Here is a 20,315-nt window from a genome sequence, read left to right as displayed (position 1 = left end):
CACCGGCAGCGAGGCCGTTCGACCTCTCCGGCGCGATCGAACTACGCGGGCAACGACCGGACGTTAGTGTGAGGCGGCGGCGCGCGCGGGCCGCACGAGTGTGATCGAGACGTTCCGAAACGGATCAAGAAGGTGGCCAGCGATGACGAGAGCAGCGGTACTCGGTTCAGGGTCTTGGGGGACCGCATACGCGAAGGTGCTGGCGGACGCCGGAACCGACGTGACGATGTGGGCGAGGCGGTCCGAACTCGCGGACACGATCGCGTCCGAACACGTCAACTCCGACTACCTCCCCGACATCAGGCTTCCCGAGAACATCACTGCCACCAGTGATCCCGCGCGTGCACTCGACGGCGCCGACATCGTCGTTCTCGCAGTTCCGTCGCAGTCGTTGCGCGCCAATCTCCAGGACTGGACGGACGCGATACCCGCGCAGGCCACGTTGCTCTCGTTGGCCAAGGGGATCGAGACCGGCACTCTCCTGCGGATGAGCCAGGTCATCGCTCAGGTCACGGGAGCGGATCCGAGCCGTATCGCATCGCTGTCCGGGCCGAACCTCGCGCGCCCCATCGCGGAGGGTCAACCCGCGGCAACCGTCATCGCATGCTCCGATTCGCGCCGCGCCCTCGAAGTTCAGAAGGCATGTGCCACAGGTTATTTCCGCCCTTACACCAATACCGACGTGATCGGATGCGAAATCGGTGGGGCATGCAAGAACGTCATCGCACTCGCCTGTGGCATGGCCAGCGGAGTCGGGTACGGCGAGAACACGCTCGCGTCGATCATGACGAGGGGCCTTGCGGAGATCATCAGACTCGGAACCGCGCTGGGCGCGAAACCCGCAACCCTCGCCGGGCTCGCGGGCGTCGGCGATCTCGTCGCGACGTGCTCGTCGACTCTGTCGCGGAACCGCACCTTCGGTGAGCGGCTCGGTGCGGGCGGGTCGATGGAGAGTGCTCAGGAGGCGGCACACGGTCAGGTAGCCGAGGGCGTGAAATCGTGTACGTCGGTGCGCGCCCTCGCCGAGAGCTACGACGTCGAGATGCCGCTGACCGATGCCGTTCACCGCGTCTGCCATGCGGGACTGTCCGTTCCCGACGCCGTCGGTCATCTGCTCGGACGTCGTATCAAGCCCGAATAGCGCGCAAAGCATGTGAGGGTCCACGCACTGAAATGCGCGGACGGTACGGTGGATGACCGTGAGTCAAACGCGTACCAGAGTCGCCGTGGTGTTCGGCGGACGAAGCAACGAGCACGCGGTGTCCTGCGTCTCCGCAGGAAGTGTCCTCCGGCACATCGATCGGGAGCGCTACGACGTGGTGCCCGTCGGGATCACGTCGGAGGGCGCCTGGGTTCTCGGTCCGTCCGACCTCGAAGAACTGGCCATTCACGGCCGGGTTCTGCCGAGCGTGGACCGGAATTCCCGCGCGCTCGCTCTGTCGACGGACCCGTCGCGCGCGGGCGACCTGCTCTCCCTCGACGCCGACGACGCCGGAGCCGTGCTGTCGTCGGTCGACGTGGTGTTCCCACTTCTCCACGGCGCCTACGGCGAGGACGGCACCATCCAGGGCCTCCTCGAACTCGCCGGAGTTCCCTACGTCGGCCCGGGCGTGCTCGCGAGTGCGGCCGGGATGGACAAGGAATTCACCAAGAAACTACTGGCGGCCGACGGATTGCCCGTCGGACGGCAGATCGTGCTGCGGCGCGGCGACGACACCGCGACTCCCGAGCAGCGCGACTACATCGGGTTGCCTGCGTTCGTGAAGCCCGCCCGCGGAGGCTCGTCGATCGGCATCACGCGGATCACCTCGTGGGATCAACTCGCCGACGCGATCGCTCACGCCCGCTCCCACGACCCGAAGGTGATCGTGGAAGGCGCCATCACCGGTCGCGAGGTCGAATGTGGAGTTCTCGAATTCCCCGACGGCACTGTGCGCGCGAGTGTGGTCGCCGAGATCCGGTTGCCGGACGCACCGGCCGACGATCACTCGTTCTACGACTTCGACAGCAAGTACCTCGACGATGTGTGCGAATTCGACGTCCCCGCAGTGCTTTCCGAGGAGACGAGTAACGAGATCCGCCGGATCGCCGTGGATTCGTTCCGTGCGCTCGACTGCCAAGGACTCGCGCGCGTCGACCTCTTCGTCACCGACGACGGACCGGTCATCAACGAGATCAACACCATGCCCGGATTCACGTCGATATCGATGTTCCCCAAGATGTGGGGCGCCACCGGGCTGGACTACACGGCGCTGATCGACACCCTCATCGAGACCGCGCAGGCCCGAGGAACGGGCCTGCGCTGACGATCGAGATCCGACGCGTCACTCGAGGGGCGCCGGGTCCAGCGGCGTTTGGGGCAAGGCCGAGGAAATCGCGTCCGACGCGTCCTGGAGCGGCGTCGGTCCGGAGCCGCCGGGAACCGTCAGCGCCACGTACACCGGACGGTCGACGGTGTACCAGGTGCTCGCATCGAGACCGGAGTCCGCGCCGGAGACCTCGAACCACTGCACCCCGTTGATCACCTGCAACGACGACGCGACGTCGAACCCGAGCGGGCGGGGGAGTCCGCAGCGCAACACGATCGGCTCGGACACGTCGTCGTCCGGTGCCCATGCCCTGGCGCCGACCGGTGCCGGATCGACCAGCTCGGCGCGGGCGTAATCGCCCAGCGAATCGGGGAGAGCATCGAGCACCGCGGTGCAGTCGGCGCTCTCGGCGGACGGGGCGTCGACCGGCCCCAATGCTTCCGGCGGACGAGTCGACGAGCCGGAGACGGTCACGGCCGCGACTATCACGCCGATCAGCAGCGCGACCGGTAGCGCGACGGCGGTCGCGATCACGGCCGGGTGGCGTCGCTGCTCGGGCGTATCGGTGTCCGTGGAAGCGGGTTCGATCGAATTCGGTTCGCTGGTCATCGTTTCGAGTGTGACTTCCTGGCGGTGCCCGCGCTCAGGCGGGGGTGTCCGCGATCTGGCAGGTCAGCGTCCGCGTGATCGCGTCGGCCTTCTGGATCTCGCCGACGACGACTGCGAGTGTGCTGTCGTTCTCGGCTGCGACACGGACCACGACGTCGTACGGGCCGAGAACGGCCTCCGCGGACTCGACCCCGCGGACGTCGCGAAGCGCAGCCGCCACAAGAGCCGAACGTCCCACTTCGGTCTGTACCAGGATGAAGGCGTGCACCATGGTCGGCCCTTTCCTTTCGTCCCCGCCGCACCCGAAGGTAAGGTCGGTTGAATCACATTGCGTGCTGTCCGGCCGGAGCATGTCGTCCTGTTCTGGACGCTCACCGGTCGGTAAGAAGGTACCGCAGTGTCGAACCGTGCTCCGCGCAGACGGAAAAGAGGAAGACGATCGGATCCCGTACCGAACCCGGCGCTCCCGGTTCGACTGTTGCCGACGTCGGCGAATTCGGCGTCATCGACCGCATCACCTCCGGGTGGACGCAGTCCTCATACACCGTCCTCGGACCGGGCGACGATGCCGCTATCGTCACCGCGAGCGACGGCCGAGTCGTCGCGGCGACGGACATGTTGGTCGAGGGCAGGCACTTTCGGCTCGACTGGTCCTCGCCGGAGCACGTCGGACGTAAGGCCATCGCCCAGAATGCTGCCGACATCGCAGCGATGGGCGCACGATGCACAGGCTTTCTCGTTGCCCTCGGATGCCCGTCCGACACCGATGTGGCTGTGTTGGACGGCCTCTACCGTGGGTTGTGGGGCGAGGCGCAGCGCGCGGGTGCATCGATCATCGGTGGCGATCTCGTGCGAACGAACGATGTGGTGATATCCATCACGGCGCTCGGAGATCTGGAAGGTCGGTCGGCTGTGCTGCGGTCCGGCGCATCCGTCGGCGACGTCGTCGCCGTCGTCGGCGATCTCGGTCGGTCGGCAGCCGGACTGGACGTGATCCGCGCCGGGATATCGGGGCACGACGGTCTCGTGTCGTCACACCGGGTGCCGAGTCCCGACTACGAGCAGGGTCGGACGGCCGCACTCGCCGGCGCCACGTCGCTCACCGACATCTCCGACGGACTCGTCGCGGACCTCGGGCATGTCGCCGTGGCGTCGTCGGTCACCATGGATCTGGATGCGCACGCGTTCGACATCGGCGCCGATCTTCGTTCCGCCGCACAAGAACTGGGAGCGTCGGCATTGGCGTGGGTGCTCGGCGGCGGTGAGGATCACGCGTTCGCGGCCACGTTCGCCGACGCCGCTACCGTGCCGGCGGGCTGGACGGTGATCGGCCGCGTCGGTGCAGCACGGTCCGACGGCTCGGCCACTCAGCGCGTCACCGTCGACGGGGTACCGTTCGCCGGCACCGCCGGGTGGTCGAGCTTCGGTGCCTGACCCCCGTCGACGGAGGACACAGCGGGACACACGAGAACAGGAGATGTCGATGACAGCACGGCCACTCGAGGACCTCGTCGACCCCGGATGGGCCGCAGCGCTCGATCCGGTGCGGGACGACATCGCCCGCATGGGACAGTGGCTCCGAGACGAAATGGACGCCGGCCGTTCGTACTTGCCGTCCGGTGAGAAGATTCTACGGGCCTTCACTCGACCCTTCGACCACGTTCGAGTGTTGATCGTCGGCCAGGATCCGTACCCGACGCCCGGACATGCCGTCGGGCTCAGCTTCTCGGTGGCGCCGGATGTTCGGCCGGTACCGCGAAGTCTCGCCAACATCTTCAAGGAGTACTCGGAAGATCTGGGTCTGCCGACTCCCACCAGTGGTGATCTGTCCCCCTGGGCAGATCAGGGAGTGTTGTTGCTCAACCGTGTGCTCACGGTCGAGCCGGGTGCCGCGGCGTCGCATCGCCGCAAGGGCTGGGAACCTGTGACGGAGCAGGCAATACGAGCGCTGGTGGAACGGGAGGAGAAGAAGGACTCGGCCGGACTGGTCGCAGTCCTGTGGGGCCGAGATGCGGCTACGTTGAAGCCGATGCTCGGCCGCACACCCGTCGTCGAATCGGTGCATCCGTCTCCGCTGTCCGCTTCCCGCGGTTTCTTCGGCTCGAAGCCGTTCAGCCGAGTGAACGACATACTCGACGCAGCCGGACACGAGCCGATCGACTGGGCGCTGCCGTGACGGTGCTCTGCCTCAGCTGAAGTCGGGGCGGCGCTTCTCCACGAACGCGTCCACTCCTTCTCGTCCCGTCGGTCCGTCGGCAGCAGCCGAGATCGATGCGGCTTCGGCTTCCAGTTGCTCTGCGAGAGTGTTGGTTTCCGAGTTCTGAAGCAATGCCTTGGTTCCGCGGAACGCCTGGGTCGGCCCGGCCGCGAGGGTTCGTGCAAGACGTTCGGCTTCGCTTCCGATGATGTCGTCACCCACGAGCCTGCTGAGGATGCCGAGGCGAACTGCCTCCTCTCCGTTCAGGATCGAATCGTTCAGCAGAATGTCGCGTGCTCGTGCCGGGCCGACGATGCGAGGAAGTGTCCACGTCAGTCCGCCGTCGGGAGTGAACCCGATGCCGGGGTAGGCGGGACGAAGTTTGGTGGCGCGGCCGCCGATGGCCACGTCGGCGTGACACACCAGACTCATACCCGCGCCTGCTGCCCAGCCTTGGACTCCGGCCACGACTGGCACGGTGGCAGCGGCGAGCTCGAGCACGAAGCGGTGGAACGCGTCGGCGACGGTGCGCACGTACGCGCCGCGTTCGGGCGCGGAAGCGAAAGCACGGACGTTTCCACCCGCGCAGAAATTCTTCCCGGAGCCGACGAGAAGGACGCTTCCCGCAGCAAGCTCACCGGAGTTGAGAGCATGCAGTGCGTCCGCACCGGCAACCATGGCGTTGCCGTCCAGCGAGGTACCTGCAGCGTCTGTCGCCACGGTGATGTGCAGTACACCGTCGAGTAGTTCCACGTGGCCGGTACTTTCGGTTTCGATCACGCTTCGCACTGTAACGCGGCCGTGCTCGTCCACATACATCGCGGTGGGTGGATCCGCACTTGTTGGTCCACGTCCTCTCGGTGCACGTTCTCGGCGCAAGTTCTCACCGCGCGAGAAAGCCCCCACCACCGATTTCGGTGGCGGGGGCTCTCTCGTTGCTCGGGGGCTGAAATCAGCCGCGAACCACCTTGCCGGCCTTCAGGCACGAGGTGCAGACGTTCATACGCTTCGAGTTACCGGGGGCAACCTGGGCGTGAACGGTCTGGATGTTCGGGTTCCAACGACGGTTGGTCCGTCGGTGCGAGTGCGAGACCGACTTACCGAAGCCGGGCCCTTTGGCGCATACGTCGCAGACGGCAGCCATAGTCGCGAACTCCTTGATAGATGATTGATCGTTAACAGTGGGACGTACGCCCGACGAACCTCGACGTGCAAGAACACGCCGCTCCTCATCGGGCAACCCTGCAAGAATAGCGGCGCGGTGCAGATTAACCAAACCGCCAGCCCACCGTCGGTGCCTGACCGGCACTCGCGGGTACTTCGAGTCTACTGTTGCTCGGGACGAAGCAGGCGAAATCGGGGGAGCGGCGCAGATGGGTGAGCAGTCCGGCGGCCGGATTCGTCGACCGCACACCGAGCTCACCGTCGACCTGATCAAGCAGTGGGCCTATCGGTGCGTCGACGGACTGAGCGATCGATGTGACGAGATGAACGAACTCAACGTCTTCCCGATCCCCGATTCGGACACCGGGACCAACCTGGTCTTCACCGTCCGCTCGGCCGTCGAGTGCATGCGCACCGTCGGAGCCGACGCCACGCTGTCCGAGGCGGCCGCGGCTCTCGCCCGCGGAGCCGTGTCCGGGGCGCGCGGAAACTCCGGTGTCATCGTGTCCCAGGTGCTGAGGGCGGTCGCCGAGCAGTGCGCCGCAGGTGCCCTCGACGGCGCAGGAGTGCAGGCTGCGTTGGCCCGTGCGGGAGACCTGGTTCTCGAAGCGGTGAGCGTTCCGATGGAAGGCACCATCGTGACCGTCCTCGCGGCTGCGTCGACGGCAGCGCAGTCCCGCCCGCCCGGCGACTTGGAGGCGGTCGCGTCGAGCGCATCGGAGGCCGCGGCGTCGGCTCTGGAGGCAACCCGCACCCAACTACCTGCCCTGGACGTCGCCGGAGTCGTCGACGCGGGTGCACTCGGTCTCGTCGTGATGCTCGACGCGCTCGCGTCGATCGTGACCGGCACCGAGGTGACGCGTCGGCGATACCACCGAACCGAGCTCGGAACCGTGCGACCTGCTGTCGACGCCACGGTCGTCCCCGTACATCGCCTCGCACGGCCCGCCCTGGGTTTCGAAGTGCTCTATTCCATCCGCGGTATGGACGATCACGATGTGCCGAGATTGCGCACCGCCCTCGGCGAACTCGGCGATTCGGTCGTGGTCGCAGGCGACGGCGCGGGATCGTGGACCGCGCACGTGCACACGGCGAATGCAGGCCTCGCAGTCGAGGCAGGACTGCAGTTCGGGCAACTGCAGAACGTTCGAATCGAGGTACTCGACGCAGGGGGTTCCCACGCCGACAGCCACGGAACCGACGGTGACCACCCGGGAGGCGTCCGCGGACGCGACATTCTCGCGGTCGTCGCAGGCGACGGAGCGGAAGAGTTGTACAGCGTCGAAGGAGCCGCGGTACTGCGCTGCGACACCGCCGAGGTGGGTCCGGCGGAACTGTGTGCCGCAATCGTCGGAGCCCCGCACACCGAGGTGCTGGTTCTGCCGAACGGCGCGTTGTCCGCCCAGGAACTGGTGTCGGTGTCCATCGCATCCCGCACGGCAGGGAAGGAGGTCCTGATGCTGCCGTCGTCGTCGATGGTGCAGGGGTTGGCCGCGCTCGCCGTGCACAATCCAGCCCGCGCGGCCGTCGACGATGCCTACGCGATGTCCGAGGCTGCAGCGGGCACTCGGTGGGCTTCGCTCAGGATTGCCGAAGAACGGTCTCTGACCTGGGTGGGGACGTGCGAGCCCGGTGACGGCCTCGGTCTGGTCGGACACGACGTCGTCGTGATCGGCGCAGATGTGATCTCTGCCGGACGAGTACTGCTGGACCAACTTCTGTCGGTGGGAGGTGAGATGGTGACGATGCTGCGCGGTGCGCCCGGCACCGGCGACGAAGAACACGACGTCGTGGATGTGCTCGCTCGCCATGTCGCGGATCGGCACCCCGGGGTCGAGGTGATGCTCTACACGGGAGGGCAACCCGGCGACGTGGTCCAGTTGGGCGTGGAGTGAACGAGAGAGGGTCGGGTAGGTAACGACGATGGTGGACATGGCAGATCGCCTCGACGCGGTCCTCGGCACGAAGGTCGCCGAACCTTTCGCCCAGCACTTCGACCTGCACACCGTCGAAGATCTGCTGAGGTACTACCCGATCCGGTACATGACCCAGGGCGCCGAGCTCACCGAGAAGGAGCCGCCCGAGGGTGAGCACATCACCATCGTCGCGACCATCACCTCCGCGGTTCTGAAGGACATGAAAGCGAGAAGAGGCCAATTCCTCGCGGTGTCCTTGGCCGCCGAAGGGCAGGTCATCGACGCGACGTTCTTCAGCCCGCACAAGCTGAAGCACGTGCTGCTGCCCGGCAAAAAAGGCATGTTCTCGGGAAAGGTCAAGTATTTCGGCCGCAAGTGGAACCTCACGCACCCCGGTTACGTGATCCTCGGCGGTGACGACGAGGACGGAGCCGTCGTTCCCTCCGGTCGCATCGTCGGCGGCGGCGCGCTGGCAGGCGTGGCGCGGGGCGCCGTCGACGACTCCGGCAGTGTCGACATGACGATCTTCGAGCGCAGTTTCGTACCGCTGTACGCGGCATCCAAGGACGTCGAGAGTTGGACGTTCATGCGGGGCGTCCGGTGGGTTCTCGACAGACTTGCCCCGGTCGAGGACCCGGTTCCCGACGTCGTGCTGGCCGAGCGAGGTCTGGTCTCCCTGGACACCGCGCTCCGTTGGATTCACTTTCCGGATTCGGTCGAAGAGAAGAAGCACGCCAGGGATCGCCTCAAGTTCGACGAAGCACTGGCGGTGCAATTGGTACTCGCCGCCAGGCGGCGCGACGTGTCGACCCGGACCGCCCCGGTATGTGTCGCACGCGAGGACGGGATCGCAGCCGAGTTCGAGCGTCGGCTGCCCTTCACCCTCACCGAGGGTCAACGCAAGGTCGCCGGCGAGATCTCCGCCGACCTGTCCGGTGGGCACCCCATGTCGCGGCTGCTGCAAGGTGAAGTCGGCTCGGGAAAGACGATCGTCGCGCTGCGGGCGATGTTGCAGGTGGTCGACGCAGGCCATCAGTGCGCACTGCTGGCTCCGACCGAAGTTCTCGCGTCTCAGCACGCGCGCTCGATCACCTCGATGCTCGGCACCCTCGCGGGCGCCGGTGAACTGGGTGCGGACGACCTCGCCACCCGGGTCACGTTGCTGACCGGGTCGATGGGAACGGCGGCGAAGAAGAAGGCGCTGCTCGACGTCGTGACCGGTGACGCGGGCATCGTCATCGGAACCCACGCCTTGATCCAGGACCGGGTGTCGTTCATGGATCTCGGCATGGTCGTCGTCGACGAGCAGCACCGCTTCGGCGTCGAGCAACGCGACGCGCTGCGCGGTAAGGCGAAGGACGGCATCAGTCCGCATCTGCTCGTCATGACGGCGACGCCGATTCCGCGCACCATCGCGCTCGCGTCCCTCGGCGACCTGGAGACCTCGATCCTCGACGAATTGCCGCGCGGACGTTCCCCCATCGTCAGCAGTGTCGTCTCCTCCGCAGAGAAACCTGCGTGGGTCGATCGGGCATGGCAACGCATCGGTGAGGAGGTCGCCCAGGGCAGGCAGGCCTACGTCGTGTGCTCGCGAATCGGCGACGACGAGGAAAAGCAGCTGGAGAAGAGACGGACCAGGAGCGCGATGACGGACGGTCCGAACCTCCCGGAGACCAAGTCGGCGCTTCAGATGTACGAGCTGCTGAGCACCGGGCCCCTGGCCGATCTCCGAGTAGGCCTTCTGCACGGGCGTATGCACCCGGACGACAAGGACGCAGCCATGTCCGCATTCAATGCAGGCGAGATCGACGTTCTCGTGTGCACCACGGTCGTCGAAGTCGGCGTCGACGTCCCCAACGCGACGGTCATGGTCATCGAGGACGCGGACCGTTTCGGGATCAGCCAGTTGCATCAGCTCCGCGGCCGAATCGGGCGTGGCGGCCACCAAGGTCTGTGCATCATGATCAGCCAGCTCAGTCCGCACGGGCAGTCCTTCTCCCGTCTTCAATCCGTGGCCTCGACCAACGACGGATTCGAACTGGCCAATCTCGACCTCGCAACTCGTAAGGAAGGCGACGTCCTGGGTGCGGCACAGTCCGGAACCGTCAGCAGCATGCGCTTGCTGTCACTGATCGAGGACGAGGACGTCATCGACGACGCGCACTCCTGCGCGCGCACCATCTTCGACGGCGATCCCGACCTGGAACGCCATCCCGGGATCGCGTCGATGATGAAGTCCGCGTGGCGATCGGACCGAGCGGAGTATCTCGACAAATCCTGAAACGGAGCCGGATCGGAGGGGTACGAGCTCCGGCATTTTCGGGACTGCACCGTTTCAGATGCTGCAGTTGGGCTTTTCATCCCACATTTCGAGACGGGTTGCCCATCGGCGGTGATCTTCGGCGGTAGGTTTGGCCAATGTTCTCCAAAGTGTTGGTTGCCAATCGCGGTGAGATCGCCATCCGTGCGTTCCGCGCGTCGTACGAGTTGGGTGCCGCTACCGTGGCCGTCTTCCCGTTCGAGGACCGTAACTCGGTTCATCGGACGAAGGCCGACGAGGCATACGAGATAGGCGAGAAGGGTCACCCCGTTCGCGCGTACCTGTCCGTCGACGAAATCGTCGCTGCCGCCAAACGCTCCGGCGCCGACGCGGTGTACCCCGGCTACGGCTTTCTCTCGGAGAATCCGGATCTGGCGGCCGCATGTGCCGAGGCGGGCATCACGTTCGTCGGTCCGTCGTCCGAGGTGCTGGAGCTGACGGGCAACAAGGCACGGGCCATCGCGGCCGCCAAACGTGCAGGCCTGCCGGTGCTGGCGTCGTCGGAGCCGTCGAGCGACGTCGACGAGTTGGTCGCGGCGTCGGAATCGATGACGTTTCCGGTGTTCGTCAAGGCAGTCGCCGGTGGTGGTGGCCGCGGAATGCGCCGCGTCGCCGAGCCTGCTCAGTTGCGTGAGTCGATCGAGGCCGCTGCTCGTGAGGCCGAATCCGCCTTCGGCGACCCCACTGTCTTCCTCGAGCAGGCCGTCATCGATCCGCGCCACATCGAGGTGCAAATCCTCGCCGACGGCCAGGGCAACGTGGTCCACCTCTTCGAGCGCGACTGCAGCCTGCAGCGTCGTCACCAGAAAGTCATCGAGCTCGCTCCCGCGCCCAACCTGCCCGACGGTGTTCGAGAGAAGATCTGCGCGGATGCCGTCGCCTTCGCGAAAGAGATCGGGTACTCCTGCGCGGGAACGGTGGAGTTCCTGCTCGACACCCGCGGTAACCACGTCTTCATCGAGATGAACCCGCGAATCCAGGTCGAGCACACGGTCACCGAAGAAGTGACCGACGTCGACCTCGTACAGTCCCAGCTCCGAATCGCGTCGGGGGAGACCCTGGCCGATCTGGGCCTGAGCCAGGACAACATCGCGTTGCGCGGCGCCGCGCTGCAGTGCCGCATCACCACCGAAGACCCAGCCAACGGATTCCGCCCCGACACCGGCCGCATCACCGCCTACCGCACACCGGGCGGCGCGGGTGTTCGCTTGGACGGCGGCACCACCCTCGGTGCCGAGGTAGGTGCCTACTTCGACTCGATGCTCGTCAAGCTCACCTGTCGAGGACGCGATTTCGACACTGCCGTCGCGCGTGCGCGTCGGGCCGTCGCCGAATTCCGTATCCGCGGCGTCGCGACCAACATCCCGTTCCTGCAGGCCGTGCTCGTCGACCCGGACTTCACGGCCGGACGGGTGACGACCTCGTTCATCGAGGAACGCCCGGAGCTGTTGACCGCCCGCACATCCGGTGACCGCGGTACCAAGATCCTGACGTACCTCGCCGACGTGACGGTCAACAAGCCGCACGGAGAGCGGCCCTCCACGGTCTACCCCCAGGACAAGCTGCCCGAGGTCGATTTCTCGGCACCGATTCCCGACGGCAGCCGCCAGCGTCTCCTCGAGCTCGGACCCGAGGGCTTCGCCCGGGACCTGCGTAACCGCAAGGCCGTCGGCGTCACCGACACGACGTTCCGTGACGCGCACCAGTCGCTGCTCGCCACTCGCGTGCGCACGTCGGGTCTGTTGATGGTGGCGCCCTACGTGGCACGCACCACCCCGGAACTGCTGTCCATCGAGGCGTGGGGCGGAGCGACATACGATGTGGCGCTGCGGTTCCTGCACGAGGATCCGTGGGAGCGGCTCGCAGCGCTGCGCGAAGCGGTACCGAACATCGCGCTGCAGATGTTGCTACGCGGGCGGAACACCGTCGGGTACACCCCGTACCCGGAGAAGGTGACGCGTTCGTTCGTGGCCGAGGCCACCGACACCGGTATCGACATCTTCCGGATCTTCGATGCGCTCAACAACGTCGATCAGATGCGTCCCGCCATCGACGCCGTCCGTGAAACCGGAACGGCCGTAGCGGAAGTGGCGCTGAGCTACACCGGTGATCTGTCGAATCCGAACGAGTCGCTCTACACGCTGGACTACTACCTGAAGCTCGCGGAGCAGATCGTCGACGCCGGTGCGCACGTGCTCGCCATCAAGGACATGGCTGGTCTGCTGCGAGCCCCGGCAGCGAAGACTCTGGTGACGGCGCTGCGGTCCAACTTCGATCTGCCGGTGCACGTGCACACGCACGACACCCCTGGTGGTCAGCTGGCGACGTATCTCGCGGCGTGGGAAGCAGGAGCCGACGCGGTCGACGGTGCCAGCGCCGCGATGGCAGGTACGACGAGTCAGCCCGCGCTGTCCGCGATCGTCGCTGCCGCGGCACATTCCGAGTACGACACCGGCCTCGATCTGCAAGCAGTGTGCGATCTCGAACCCTACTGGGAAGCGCTGCGAAAGGTCTACGCGCCGTTCGAGTCCGGACTCCCGGCGCCCACCGGCCGTGTGTACACCCACGAGATCCCAGGAGGCCAGCTGTCCAACCTCCGTCAGCAGGCGATCGCGCTGGGTCTCGGCGACCGGTTCGAGACCGTCGAGGCGAATTACGCTGCGGCGGACCGGATGCTGGGCCGTCTGGTCAAGGTCACCCCGTCGTCGAAGGTCGTCGGCGACCTGGCGCTCGCTCTGGTCGGCGCGGGCGCTTCGGCGGAGGAGTTCGCGGAGAATCCGCGCAAGTACGACGTCCCCGACTCGGTCGTCGGCTTCCTGCGCGGCGAGCTCGGCACACCTGCCGGTGGTTGGCCGGAGCCCTTGCGGACCAAGGCATTGGAGGGACGGTCGGAGCCCAAGGAGGAAACCCCCGTCTCGGCCGAGGACGAGAAGGCGTTGGACGGAACCTCGGCGCAGCGCCGAGACACGCTCAACCGCTTGCTGTTTCCCGGTCCGACCGCCGAGCTTGCTGCGCACCGCGAGAAGTACGGCGACACTTCCAGATTGTCCGCCAATCAGTTCTTCTACGGTCTGCGCCAGGGCGAGGAGCACCGAGTCAAGCTCGAGAAGGGCGTGGAGCTGCTCATCGGTCTCGAAGCGATATCCGACGCCGACGAGCGCGGAATGCGCACGGTGATGTGCATTCTGAACGGACAGTTGCGGCCCGTGTCGGTCCGCGACCGCTCGATCAGCTCGGACGTTCCGTCGGTCGAGAAGGCGGACAAAGCCAACTCGGGTCACGTGCCCGCACCGTTCGCCGGAGTGGTGACGCTGTCGGTGTCCGAGGGCGACAACGTTTCAGCAGGCGACGTCGTCGCCACGATCGAGGCCATGAAGATGGAAGCGGCGATCACCGCTCCCAAGGCCGGTGTCGTCTCGCGGCTCGCGATCGGTGGTGTCCAGCAGGTCGAAGGCGGCGACCTACTCATCGTCATCGGCGGTGATTCGGCGGACTAGCCGTGAACGCCGGATGAGTAAACTCCCGTGGATGACTCGGATCGTCGCAGGCATCGCGGGAGGCCGGAAGCTGAAGGTGCCGCCTCGCGGCACTCGCCCCACATCGGAGCGAGTGCGCGAGGCGGTGTTCAGTTCACTGGGTGCCCGAATGGATCTCGAGGGCGCCTCGGTGCTCGACCTGTTCGCCGGATCCGGAGCGCTCGGACTCGAAGCGCTCTCCCGCGGGGCCGACAAAGTGGTGCTGGTCGAGTCCGACGCGCGTGCCGCGGCAGTGGCCCGTGAGAACGCCGCAGCGGTGGGAATCGCCGGGGCATCGGTCCGCTGTGCGCCGGTCGCGTCGGTGTTGGCAGGGTCGGCGGACACCGCGTTCGATCTGGTGCTGGCCGACCCGCCCTACGCGGTGACCGACGCCGCCGTCGGACACATGCTCGAAGCCCTCGTGGAGGGAGGATGGCTGGCACACGACGCCGTCGTCGTCCTCGAGCGATCGAGTCGCTCGGCCGAAACCGTGTGGCCCCCTGGGTTGCTGCCGGCGAAGGTCAAGAAATACGGCGAGACGCGCATCGAGATCGCCACCACGGACGACGAACCCGCCGGTGATAGCGTGCAGCCATGACTGGAGCGGTGTGCCCTGGATCCTTCGACCCGGTGACCAACGGTCACCTCGACGTCATCACAAGAGCTGCAGCGCAGTTCGACGAGATCGTGGTGACCGTGATGATCAACAAGAGCAAGCGTGGACTCTTCACGGTGGACGAGCGCATCGAGATGATCGCCGAAGCGACAGCGCATCTGGACAACGTACGGATCGCGTCGTGGTACGGATTGCTGGTGGACTACGCCAAGGAGCAGGGGTACACCGCGATCGTGAAAGGACTGCGCGGAGCGAACGATTTCGACTACGAACTGCAGATGGCTCAGATGAACCAGAAGCTCTCGGGTGTCGACACGCTGTTCATCCCGGCCAACCCGACGTACAGCTTCTTGTCGAGCTCGTTGGTCAAGGAGGTGGCGACGTTCGGCGGTGACGTCGCGGACATGGTGCCCGAGCACGTGCACACACGATTGCTGGCCAGGATCGCGGAGCGCGCGGCCGAGTGAGCACGGCGGCCGCCACGTGCGGCCGCGCCGCCCACATCGAGCGACACACCGACGTCGGTGTTTCGCAGACGTGGCGATCACCAGGCAAACTGGCAGTCACTGGACCGACCACGGCCAGTACCTAGAAGTACCTAGACGATTGGGGTGGGCGGTGTACCGCGTATTCGAGGCACTCGACGAACTCGTTGCCATCGTCGAGGAGGCGCGCGGAGTTCCCATGACTGCCGGCTGCGTCGTACCTCGTGGCGATGTGCTGGAACTTCTCGACGACGTTCGCGACTCCATTCCCGGAGAACTCGACGACGCCCAGGATGTTCTCGACCACAAGGACAAGTTGGTCGGCGACGCGCGGGCGACGGCGGAGAAGACCGTCACGTCCGCGAACAACGAGGCGCAGGACACGGTCGAGAATGCTCGCGACTCTGCCGACCGCATTCTCGCCGACGCCAAAGCTCAGGCCGATCGCATGGTCGCCGAAGCGAAGGCGCACGCGGAACAGCTCGTCGACGACGCCACCGACTCTGCCGAACGTACCGTCGAGCAGGGACAGCAGGAATACGACGCCCTCACGAGCAGGGCACGGTCGGAGGCTGATCGCATGATCGAGGCCGGCCAGGCCTCCTACGATCGGTCCGTCGCCGACGGGACCGAGGAGCAGGCACGACTCGTCGCACAGACAGAGGTGGTGCAGGCTGCGCACGCCGAGTCCGCACGGGTGATAGACAGCGCCCACGCCGAGTCCGACCGCATGCGCAGCGAATGCGACGTGTACGTCGACACGAAGCTGGCGGAATTCGAGGAGTTCCTCACCGGCACCATCCGATCCGTCGGGCGCGGTCGTCAGCAACTGCGTACCGGATCCGGGGTCCCCGATTACGGATCCGATACGGCGGACGACTTTCGTCGACCACGCCGCTGAATCGGGCCTGAATCGGACTTCGGTCGGGGCGTGATCGCCCCCGAGTTTGCCCACATATGCGTGCGTGCGTATCGTTGAGTGGTTGCCCGCTCCCGTCTCGACGGTAGTAGGTGACGACTTGTCGTGATGTCGTTCCCATGTTTTCGAGAAGAAAGAATCGTTGTGTCTACCCGTCGCAGTACCCCCAGTTCCTCCGCGGGCTCGGGTTTCGCTCTGGATATCGACAACCTCGGCCGTCGGCCGGGGTCGATGAAGGAGATCCAGCGCACGGTGGCCGCGCCGACCCGAATCGGACTCGATGCAATCGCAATCGAAGCCGGTACTCCCGTCGAACTCGATCTGAGGCTCGAAGCAGTGTCCGAGGGCGTGCTGGTGACCGGCACCGTCCGCGCCGACACTGCGGGCGAATGCACCCGCTGTCTGGAGCCGGTCACCGGTTCGGTGGATCTGTACCTCACCGAGCTGTTCGCCTATCCGGACAGCGTCACGGAAGAAACGACCGACGAGGACGAGATTCACCGCGTTCTCGACGATCGGATCGACCTCGAACCGGTCATCGTGGATTCCGTCGGGCTGGAGCTTCCGCTGCACCCCGTCTGCCGCGAGGACTGCGAGGGATTGTGCCCCGAATGCGGCGTTCGCCTGGCGATTGCGGAATCCGGCCACAGTCATGACATACTTGATCCTCGCTGGGCTGGTCTTGCAGCCAAATTTGGCGTGGATTCAGAACCGAGCACAGAACTTGTGAACAACGAAGTCGAGGAGAAGTAAGTGGCTGTCCCGAAGCGCAAGATGTCGCGTTCCAACACGAGGTCGCGTCGTGCACAGTGGAAGACCACTGCGCCTACCCTCGTCACCTGCCCCAACCGTGGTTGCGGCGAGAAGACCCTGCCCCACATTGCGTGCCCGTCCTGCGGCACCTACAAGGGCCGCCAGGTCGCAGCAGCAGTCTGATCTTTCTCGGGATCGGACGCGCTGTGATCGACAAAAGCAGCCCAGCTGTACGTAGCTCAGCTACGAAGAAGAGTGCAACAGCCGGTAGCGGCGAGGACGACCGAGGGTCACTCCTCGCCGCTCTCGGCGTTGTTCTGGAGGAATCACTCCTCACCTTGGCACTGACACACCGTTCGTATGCGTACGAGCGGGGAGGTCTGCCCACAAACGAACGACTCGAATTCCTCGGAGATTCCGTCCTCGGCCTGACCATCACCGAGCGGCTGTACCTGGCTCACCCGGCGAAGTCCGAAGGTGAGCTCGCGAAGATCCGAGCGAGCGTGGTCAACATGCATGCACTCGCCGAGGTCGCGCGCGGCCTCGGCGACGGCGGTCTCGGCGCACACCTCCTGCTCGGCAAGGGCGAGGAGCAGACCGGCGGCCGAGACAAGGCGAGCATTCTGGCCGACGGCATGGAATCGCTACTGGGTGCTATTCACCTTCAGCACGGTATCGACACCGCGCGGGAAGTCGTTCTCCGACTCTTCGCGGAGTTGCTCGAGCGGGCACCGCGACTGGGTGCCGGACTCGACTGGAAGACGAGCCTGCAGGAGCTGACGGCAGAACAGTCGCTCGGGGTACCTGCGTACGAGATCTCGTCGACCGGCCCCGATCACGACAAGGAATTCACCGCCACCGTTCTGGTCGGTGGCCGTGCACTCGGTGTCGGTGTCGGCCGCAACAAGAAAGAAGCGGAGCAGAAGGCGGCCAGCACTGCCTGGAATGCACTGTCCGTCGACACCGACACCGACCCCGACGTGAATGCCTGAGCTTCCCGAGGTCGAGGTAGTCCGACTCGGATTGGCCGCGCACGTGGTCGGCTCCACGATCGAATCGGTCGACGTGCTGCACCCACGCGCGATTCGCAGGCACCTCCCCGGGTCACGGGATTTCGTCGGACAGCTGCGCGGACGTCGCATCGCGGCCGTCGAGCGTCGTGGCAAGTATCTGTGGCTTCCTCTCGAACCATGCGACATCGCCGTCGTCGTGCACCTCGGAATGAGCGGTCAGATGCTCGTACAGCCACCGACGGTGCCGGACGAGAAGCACCTTCGCATCCGCGCACGCCTGGACAACGGGGCAGATCTCTGTTTCGTCGACCAGCGCACGTTCGGGGGTTGGGCAATTGCACCACTGACGGATGTCGACGGGACCATCGTTCCCGAACCGGTCGCGCACATCGCCCGGGATCCGGTCGATCCGCTGTTCGACGCGGAGTCGGTCGTGAACGTCCTGCGAGGCAAACACACCGAGATCAAGCGAGCGCTCCTCGATCAGACCGTTCTGTCCGGTGTCGGAAACATCTACGCGGACGAAGCATTGTGGCGGGCCAAGATTCACGGAAACCGAATCGCCGAGACCTTGAGCAGGCCGGCGTTGCGTCGGTTGTTGACTGCAGCGCACGCCGTGATGGGCGAAGCGTTGGCGCAGGGCGGAACGTCGTTCGACGCCCTGTACGTGAACGTCAACGGCGAATCGGGATACTTCGATCGCTCCCTCGACGCGTACGGGCAGGAAGGCTTGCCGTGCTCACGGTGCGGAAGCCCCATCCGTCGTGAGAAGTTCATGAACCGCAGCTCGTACAGCTGCCCCAAGTGCCAACCTCGACCGCGCACGACCCGACTGGTGAGCTAGGCCCCTACAATCGGCTCTCATGGCTGAGACGAGCACTCCTACTTCACTCTGGGTCGAACGCACCGGAACCCGCCGATACACCGGCAAGAGTTCACGCGGTGCCGAGGTTCTGATCGGATCGGAGTCGGTCGACGGCGTGTTCACGCCCGGCGAACTGCTCAAAATTGCACTCGCGGCCTGCACCGGAATGAGCTCGGATCTGCCGCTGTCCCGCAGACTGGGCGACAATTACGACGCCACCGTCGAAGTATCCGGTGCCGCCGACCGCGAGAACGAGCTGTATCCGGAGCTGAACGAGATCCTGAAGGTCGACCTGAGCGAACTGGATCCGGAGGCTCAGCAACGCCTCCTGACCGTCGTCGAACGCGCAATCGACAGGGTGTGCACCGTCGGTCGCACCCTGAAGGCCGGCACCACGGTCGGTCTCGCCATCGAGATCGACCACTGACGTGTGGACGCCTGACACGACGGTCGGGGCTGCGGTAGTAGCAGGCACGCTGGCCGCAGGACTGCTGGTGACCGCTCCCGCCGCGAGCGCAGCGCCTGCGTGCACGGAGTGGTCGGTCAGTACCGTGGCCACCGGCTACGGCATGCTCGAGAACCTCGCGTTCGGCGAGAACGGCACGATGTACCTGTCCGAGACGTCCCCTCTCGGTCCCGGGCGGATCCAGGCGCTCTCGCAGGACGGCCTCAGGTCCGTCGCCGTGGACGACGTGACGTCGCCCGGGGGATTGGTCGTCGATGGCTCGGTGCTGTACTTCACTACCGGAAACGGCACCGCAGCAGGTCTTTTCGACACGCCGGACGGCACCGTGGACATGCTGGACCTGTCGTCGGGGGTCCGTTCCACGTACGCCGCCGGTCTCGTGATGCCCAACGGTCTCGCACGGACGGACGACGGAACTTTGTTCACCACGCGCAACCTCGGACTCACGACAGGTCTGACCGTCGTTCCGTCGGCCTCACCGCACGTGCCGTCGGTCGTCCGCACCGACCTCGGCACCGCCAACGGCATCGCGGTGGACGCAGACGCGCTGTACGTGGCCGACACGTTCGAACCGTCGTTGCGCATCACCGCACTCGACGTCGACGATCCAGCCGGCCCGGCGAGAATCTTGCCCGTCGACGGGTTCGGTCCGTTCACTGCATCGGACGACATGACCGTCGGGCCCGACGGCATGATCTACCTGGCTCAGAATCTCGCCGGACGCGTTCTGCGTGTCGATCCCGCCACGGGTTCGTCGTGCGTGGTCGGCACAGGTGTGCCGCTCACGTCCTCGGTGGAGTTCGGTGGACCGGGCTGGGACGACAATTCTTTGTACGCAACGAGCTTCGACGGATCCGTGCGAAAGCTGACGCCGTGACGGACCAGCGATTGACGGCTTGGGTACATGGACACGTGCAAGGCGTCGGATTTCGATGGTGGACGCGATCTCGCGCACTCGAGCTGGGATTGATCGGATCGGCGACCAACCAGTCCGACGGCCGCGTCCTGGTGGTCGCGGAAGGCCCGAGAGACCGGCTGGAGAGCTTGCTGGCACTTCTCCGCGGCGGCGCGACGCCCGGGTCGGTCTCGCTCGTCGTCGAGAGCTGGGACCCGCCCCGGGGCGGAATCATCGGTTTCGTCGAACGCTGACGCGCCGGGGTGATCCGAC

Annotated in this window: 21 protein-coding genes; 17 read left to right on the top strand and 4 right to left on the bottom strand. The window is 65.8% G+C overall.

Annotation, left to right across the window (positions count from 1 at the left end):
- Positions 1-142 precede the first annotated feature (142 nt).
- Complete coding sequence (locus CH289_RS24770) at positions 143-1,141, top strand: NAD(P)H-dependent glycerol-3-phosphate dehydrogenase (protein ID WP_019664292.1); 999 nt, start codon at positions 143-145, stop codon at positions 1,139-1,141.
- Between the two features lie 58 nt (positions 1,142-1,199).
- The gene (locus CH289_RS24765; protein ID WP_026347648.1) at positions 1,200-2,306 is read left to right on the top strand and encodes a D-alanine--D-alanine ligase family protein; all 1,107 of its coding nucleotides are present in this window, start codon (positions 1,200-1,202) and stop codon (positions 2,304-2,306) included.
- An 18-nt stretch (positions 2,307-2,324) separates the two neighbouring features.
- Here the strand turns inward: CH289_RS24765 and CH289_RS24760 are convergent, their stop codons facing one another.
- Together CH289_RS24760 and CH289_RS24755 are read right to left on the bottom strand one after the other, a co-directional pair.
- Positions 2,325-2,918 (bottom strand): DUF3515 domain-containing protein, encoded by a 594-nt coding sequence (locus CH289_RS24760; protein WP_019664290.1) that lies wholly within the window; start codon positions 2,916-2,918, stop codon positions 2,325-2,327.
- A gap of 34 nt (positions 2,919-2,952) precedes the next feature.
- Positions 2,953-3,189 carry an Lrp/AsnC ligand binding domain-containing protein gene (locus CH289_RS24755; protein ID WP_020110330.1) on the bottom strand — a complete coding sequence of 79 codons (237 nt, stop codon included), beginning with the start codon at positions 3,187-3,189 and terminating at the stop codon, positions 2,953-2,955.
- A gap of 47 nt (positions 3,190-3,236) precedes the next feature.
- On the opposite strand from CH289_RS24755, the gene CH289_RS24750 reads away from it, so the two are divergent.
- Positions 3,237-4,352, top strand: a complete 1,116-nt coding sequence (locus CH289_RS24750) for a thiamine-phosphate kinase (protein ID WP_019664288.1) — start codon at positions 3,237-3,239, stop codon at positions 4,350-4,352.
- A gap of 49 nt (positions 4,353-4,401) precedes the next feature.
- Positions 4,402-5,094: a uracil-DNA glycosylase gene (locus CH289_RS24745; RefSeq protein WP_179276870.1), complete on the top strand. Its 693-nt coding sequence runs from the start codon at positions 4,402-4,404 to the stop codon at positions 5,092-5,094.
- Positions 5,095-5,106: 12 nt separating this feature from the next.
- Here the strand turns inward: CH289_RS24745 and CH289_RS24740 are convergent, their stop codons facing one another.
- On the bottom strand, positions 5,107-5,895 hold the full coding sequence (locus CH289_RS24740; RefSeq protein WP_371828047.1) for an enoyl-CoA hydratase-related protein: 789 nt from the start codon (positions 5,893-5,895) through the stop codon (positions 5,107-5,109).
- A gap of 172 nt (positions 5,896-6,067) precedes the next feature.
- Entirely contained in the window at positions 6,068-6,259 is a 192-nt protein-coding gene (gene rpmB / locus CH289_RS24735) for a 50S ribosomal protein L28 (RefSeq protein ID WP_008717389.1), read from the bottom strand.
- A 229-nt stretch (positions 6,260-6,488) separates the two neighbouring features.
- Here rpmB and CH289_RS24730 point away from each other — a divergent pair, with 229 nt between their 5' ends.
- From CH289_RS24730 to CH289_RS24670, 13 genes are all read left to right on the top strand, one after another.
- Positions 6,489-8,174, top strand: coding sequence for a DAK2 domain-containing protein (locus CH289_RS24730; RefSeq protein WP_033189933.1), 1,686 nt, complete (start codon positions 6,489-6,491; stop codon positions 8,172-8,174).
- 28 nt (positions 8,175-8,202) lie between these two features.
- Positions 8,203-10,476 carry an ATP-dependent DNA helicase RecG gene (gene recG / locus CH289_RS24725; RefSeq protein WP_033189932.1) on the top strand — a complete coding sequence of 758 codons (2,274 nt, stop codon included), beginning with the start codon at positions 8,203-8,205 and terminating at the stop codon, positions 10,474-10,476.
- Between the two features lie 137 nt (positions 10,477-10,613).
- Complete coding sequence (locus CH289_RS24720) at positions 10,614-14,012, top strand: pyruvate carboxylase (protein ID WP_033189931.1); 3,399 nt, start codon at positions 10,614-10,616, stop codon at positions 14,010-14,012.
- Positions 14,013-14,043: 31 nt separating this feature from the next.
- Positions 14,044-14,628, top strand: coding sequence for a 16S rRNA (guanine(966)-N(2))-methyltransferase RsmD (gene rsmD, locus CH289_RS24715; protein WP_179276869.1), 585 nt, complete (start codon positions 14,044-14,046; stop codon positions 14,626-14,628).
- The gene (gene coaD / locus CH289_RS24710) at positions 14,625-15,113 is read left to right on the top strand and encodes a pantetheine-phosphate adenylyltransferase (protein WP_026347645.1); all 489 of its coding nucleotides are present in this window, start codon (positions 14,625-14,627) and stop codon (positions 15,111-15,113) included. The genes rsmD and coaD overlap by 4 nt, the downstream gene beginning before the upstream one ends.
- A 151-nt stretch (positions 15,114-15,264) precedes the next feature.
- On the top strand, positions 15,265-16,032 hold the full coding sequence (locus CH289_RS24705; protein WP_019664279.1) for a DivIVA domain-containing protein: 768 nt from the start codon (positions 15,265-15,267) through the stop codon (positions 16,030-16,032).
- 126 nt (positions 16,033-16,158) lie between these two features.
- Positions 16,159-16,803: a YceD family protein gene (locus tag CH289_RS24700; RefSeq protein WP_179276873.1), complete on the top strand. Its 645-nt coding sequence runs from the start codon at positions 16,159-16,161 to the stop codon at positions 16,801-16,803.
- Positions 16,804-16,986: a 50S ribosomal protein L32 gene (gene rpmF / locus CH289_RS24695; RefSeq protein ID WP_080733022.1), complete on the top strand. Its 183-nt coding sequence runs from the start codon at positions 16,804-16,806 to the stop codon at positions 16,984-16,986. It begins immediately after the preceding gene.
- Between the two features lie 23 nt (positions 16,987-17,009).
- Positions 17,010-17,795, top strand: a complete 786-nt coding sequence (rnc, locus tag CH289_RS24690) for a ribonuclease III (RefSeq protein WP_019664277.1) — start codon at positions 17,010-17,012, stop codon at positions 17,793-17,795.
- Positions 17,788-18,660 (top strand): bifunctional DNA-formamidopyrimidine glycosylase/DNA-(apurinic or apyrimidinic site) lyase, encoded by an 873-nt coding sequence (gene mutM, locus CH289_RS24685; protein WP_094728803.1) that lies wholly within the window; start codon positions 17,788-17,790, stop codon positions 18,658-18,660. The genes rnc and mutM overlap by 8 nt, the downstream gene beginning before the upstream one ends.
- A gap of 19 nt (positions 18,661-18,679) precedes the next feature.
- Positions 18,680-19,108, top strand: coding sequence for an OsmC family protein (locus CH289_RS24680; RefSeq protein WP_019664275.1), 429 nt, complete (start codon positions 18,680-18,682; stop codon positions 19,106-19,108).
- Position 19,109: 1 nt separating this feature from the next.
- The gene (locus CH289_RS24675) at positions 19,110-20,024 is read left to right on the top strand and encodes an SMP-30/gluconolactonase/LRE family protein (RefSeq protein WP_019664274.1); all 915 of its coding nucleotides are present in this window, start codon (positions 19,110-19,112) and stop codon (positions 20,022-20,024) included.
- Positions 20,021-20,296 (top strand): acylphosphatase, encoded by a 276-nt coding sequence (locus CH289_RS24670; RefSeq protein ID WP_019664273.1) that lies wholly within the window; start codon positions 20,021-20,023, stop codon positions 20,294-20,296. The genes CH289_RS24675 and CH289_RS24670 overlap by 4 nt, the downstream gene beginning before the upstream one ends.
- Positions 20,297-20,315: the final 19 nt, after the last annotated feature.

Origin of the sequence: Rhodococcus sp. RS1C4 (assembly GCF_002258225.1) — a bacterium.
GTDB lineage: Bacteria > Actinomycetota > Actinomycetes > Mycobacteriales > Mycobacteriaceae > Rhodococcoides > Rhodococcoides fascians_E.
The sequence above is the reverse complement of the archived record's forward strand: the minus strand, read 5'-3'. Positions and strand labels throughout refer to the sequence as shown.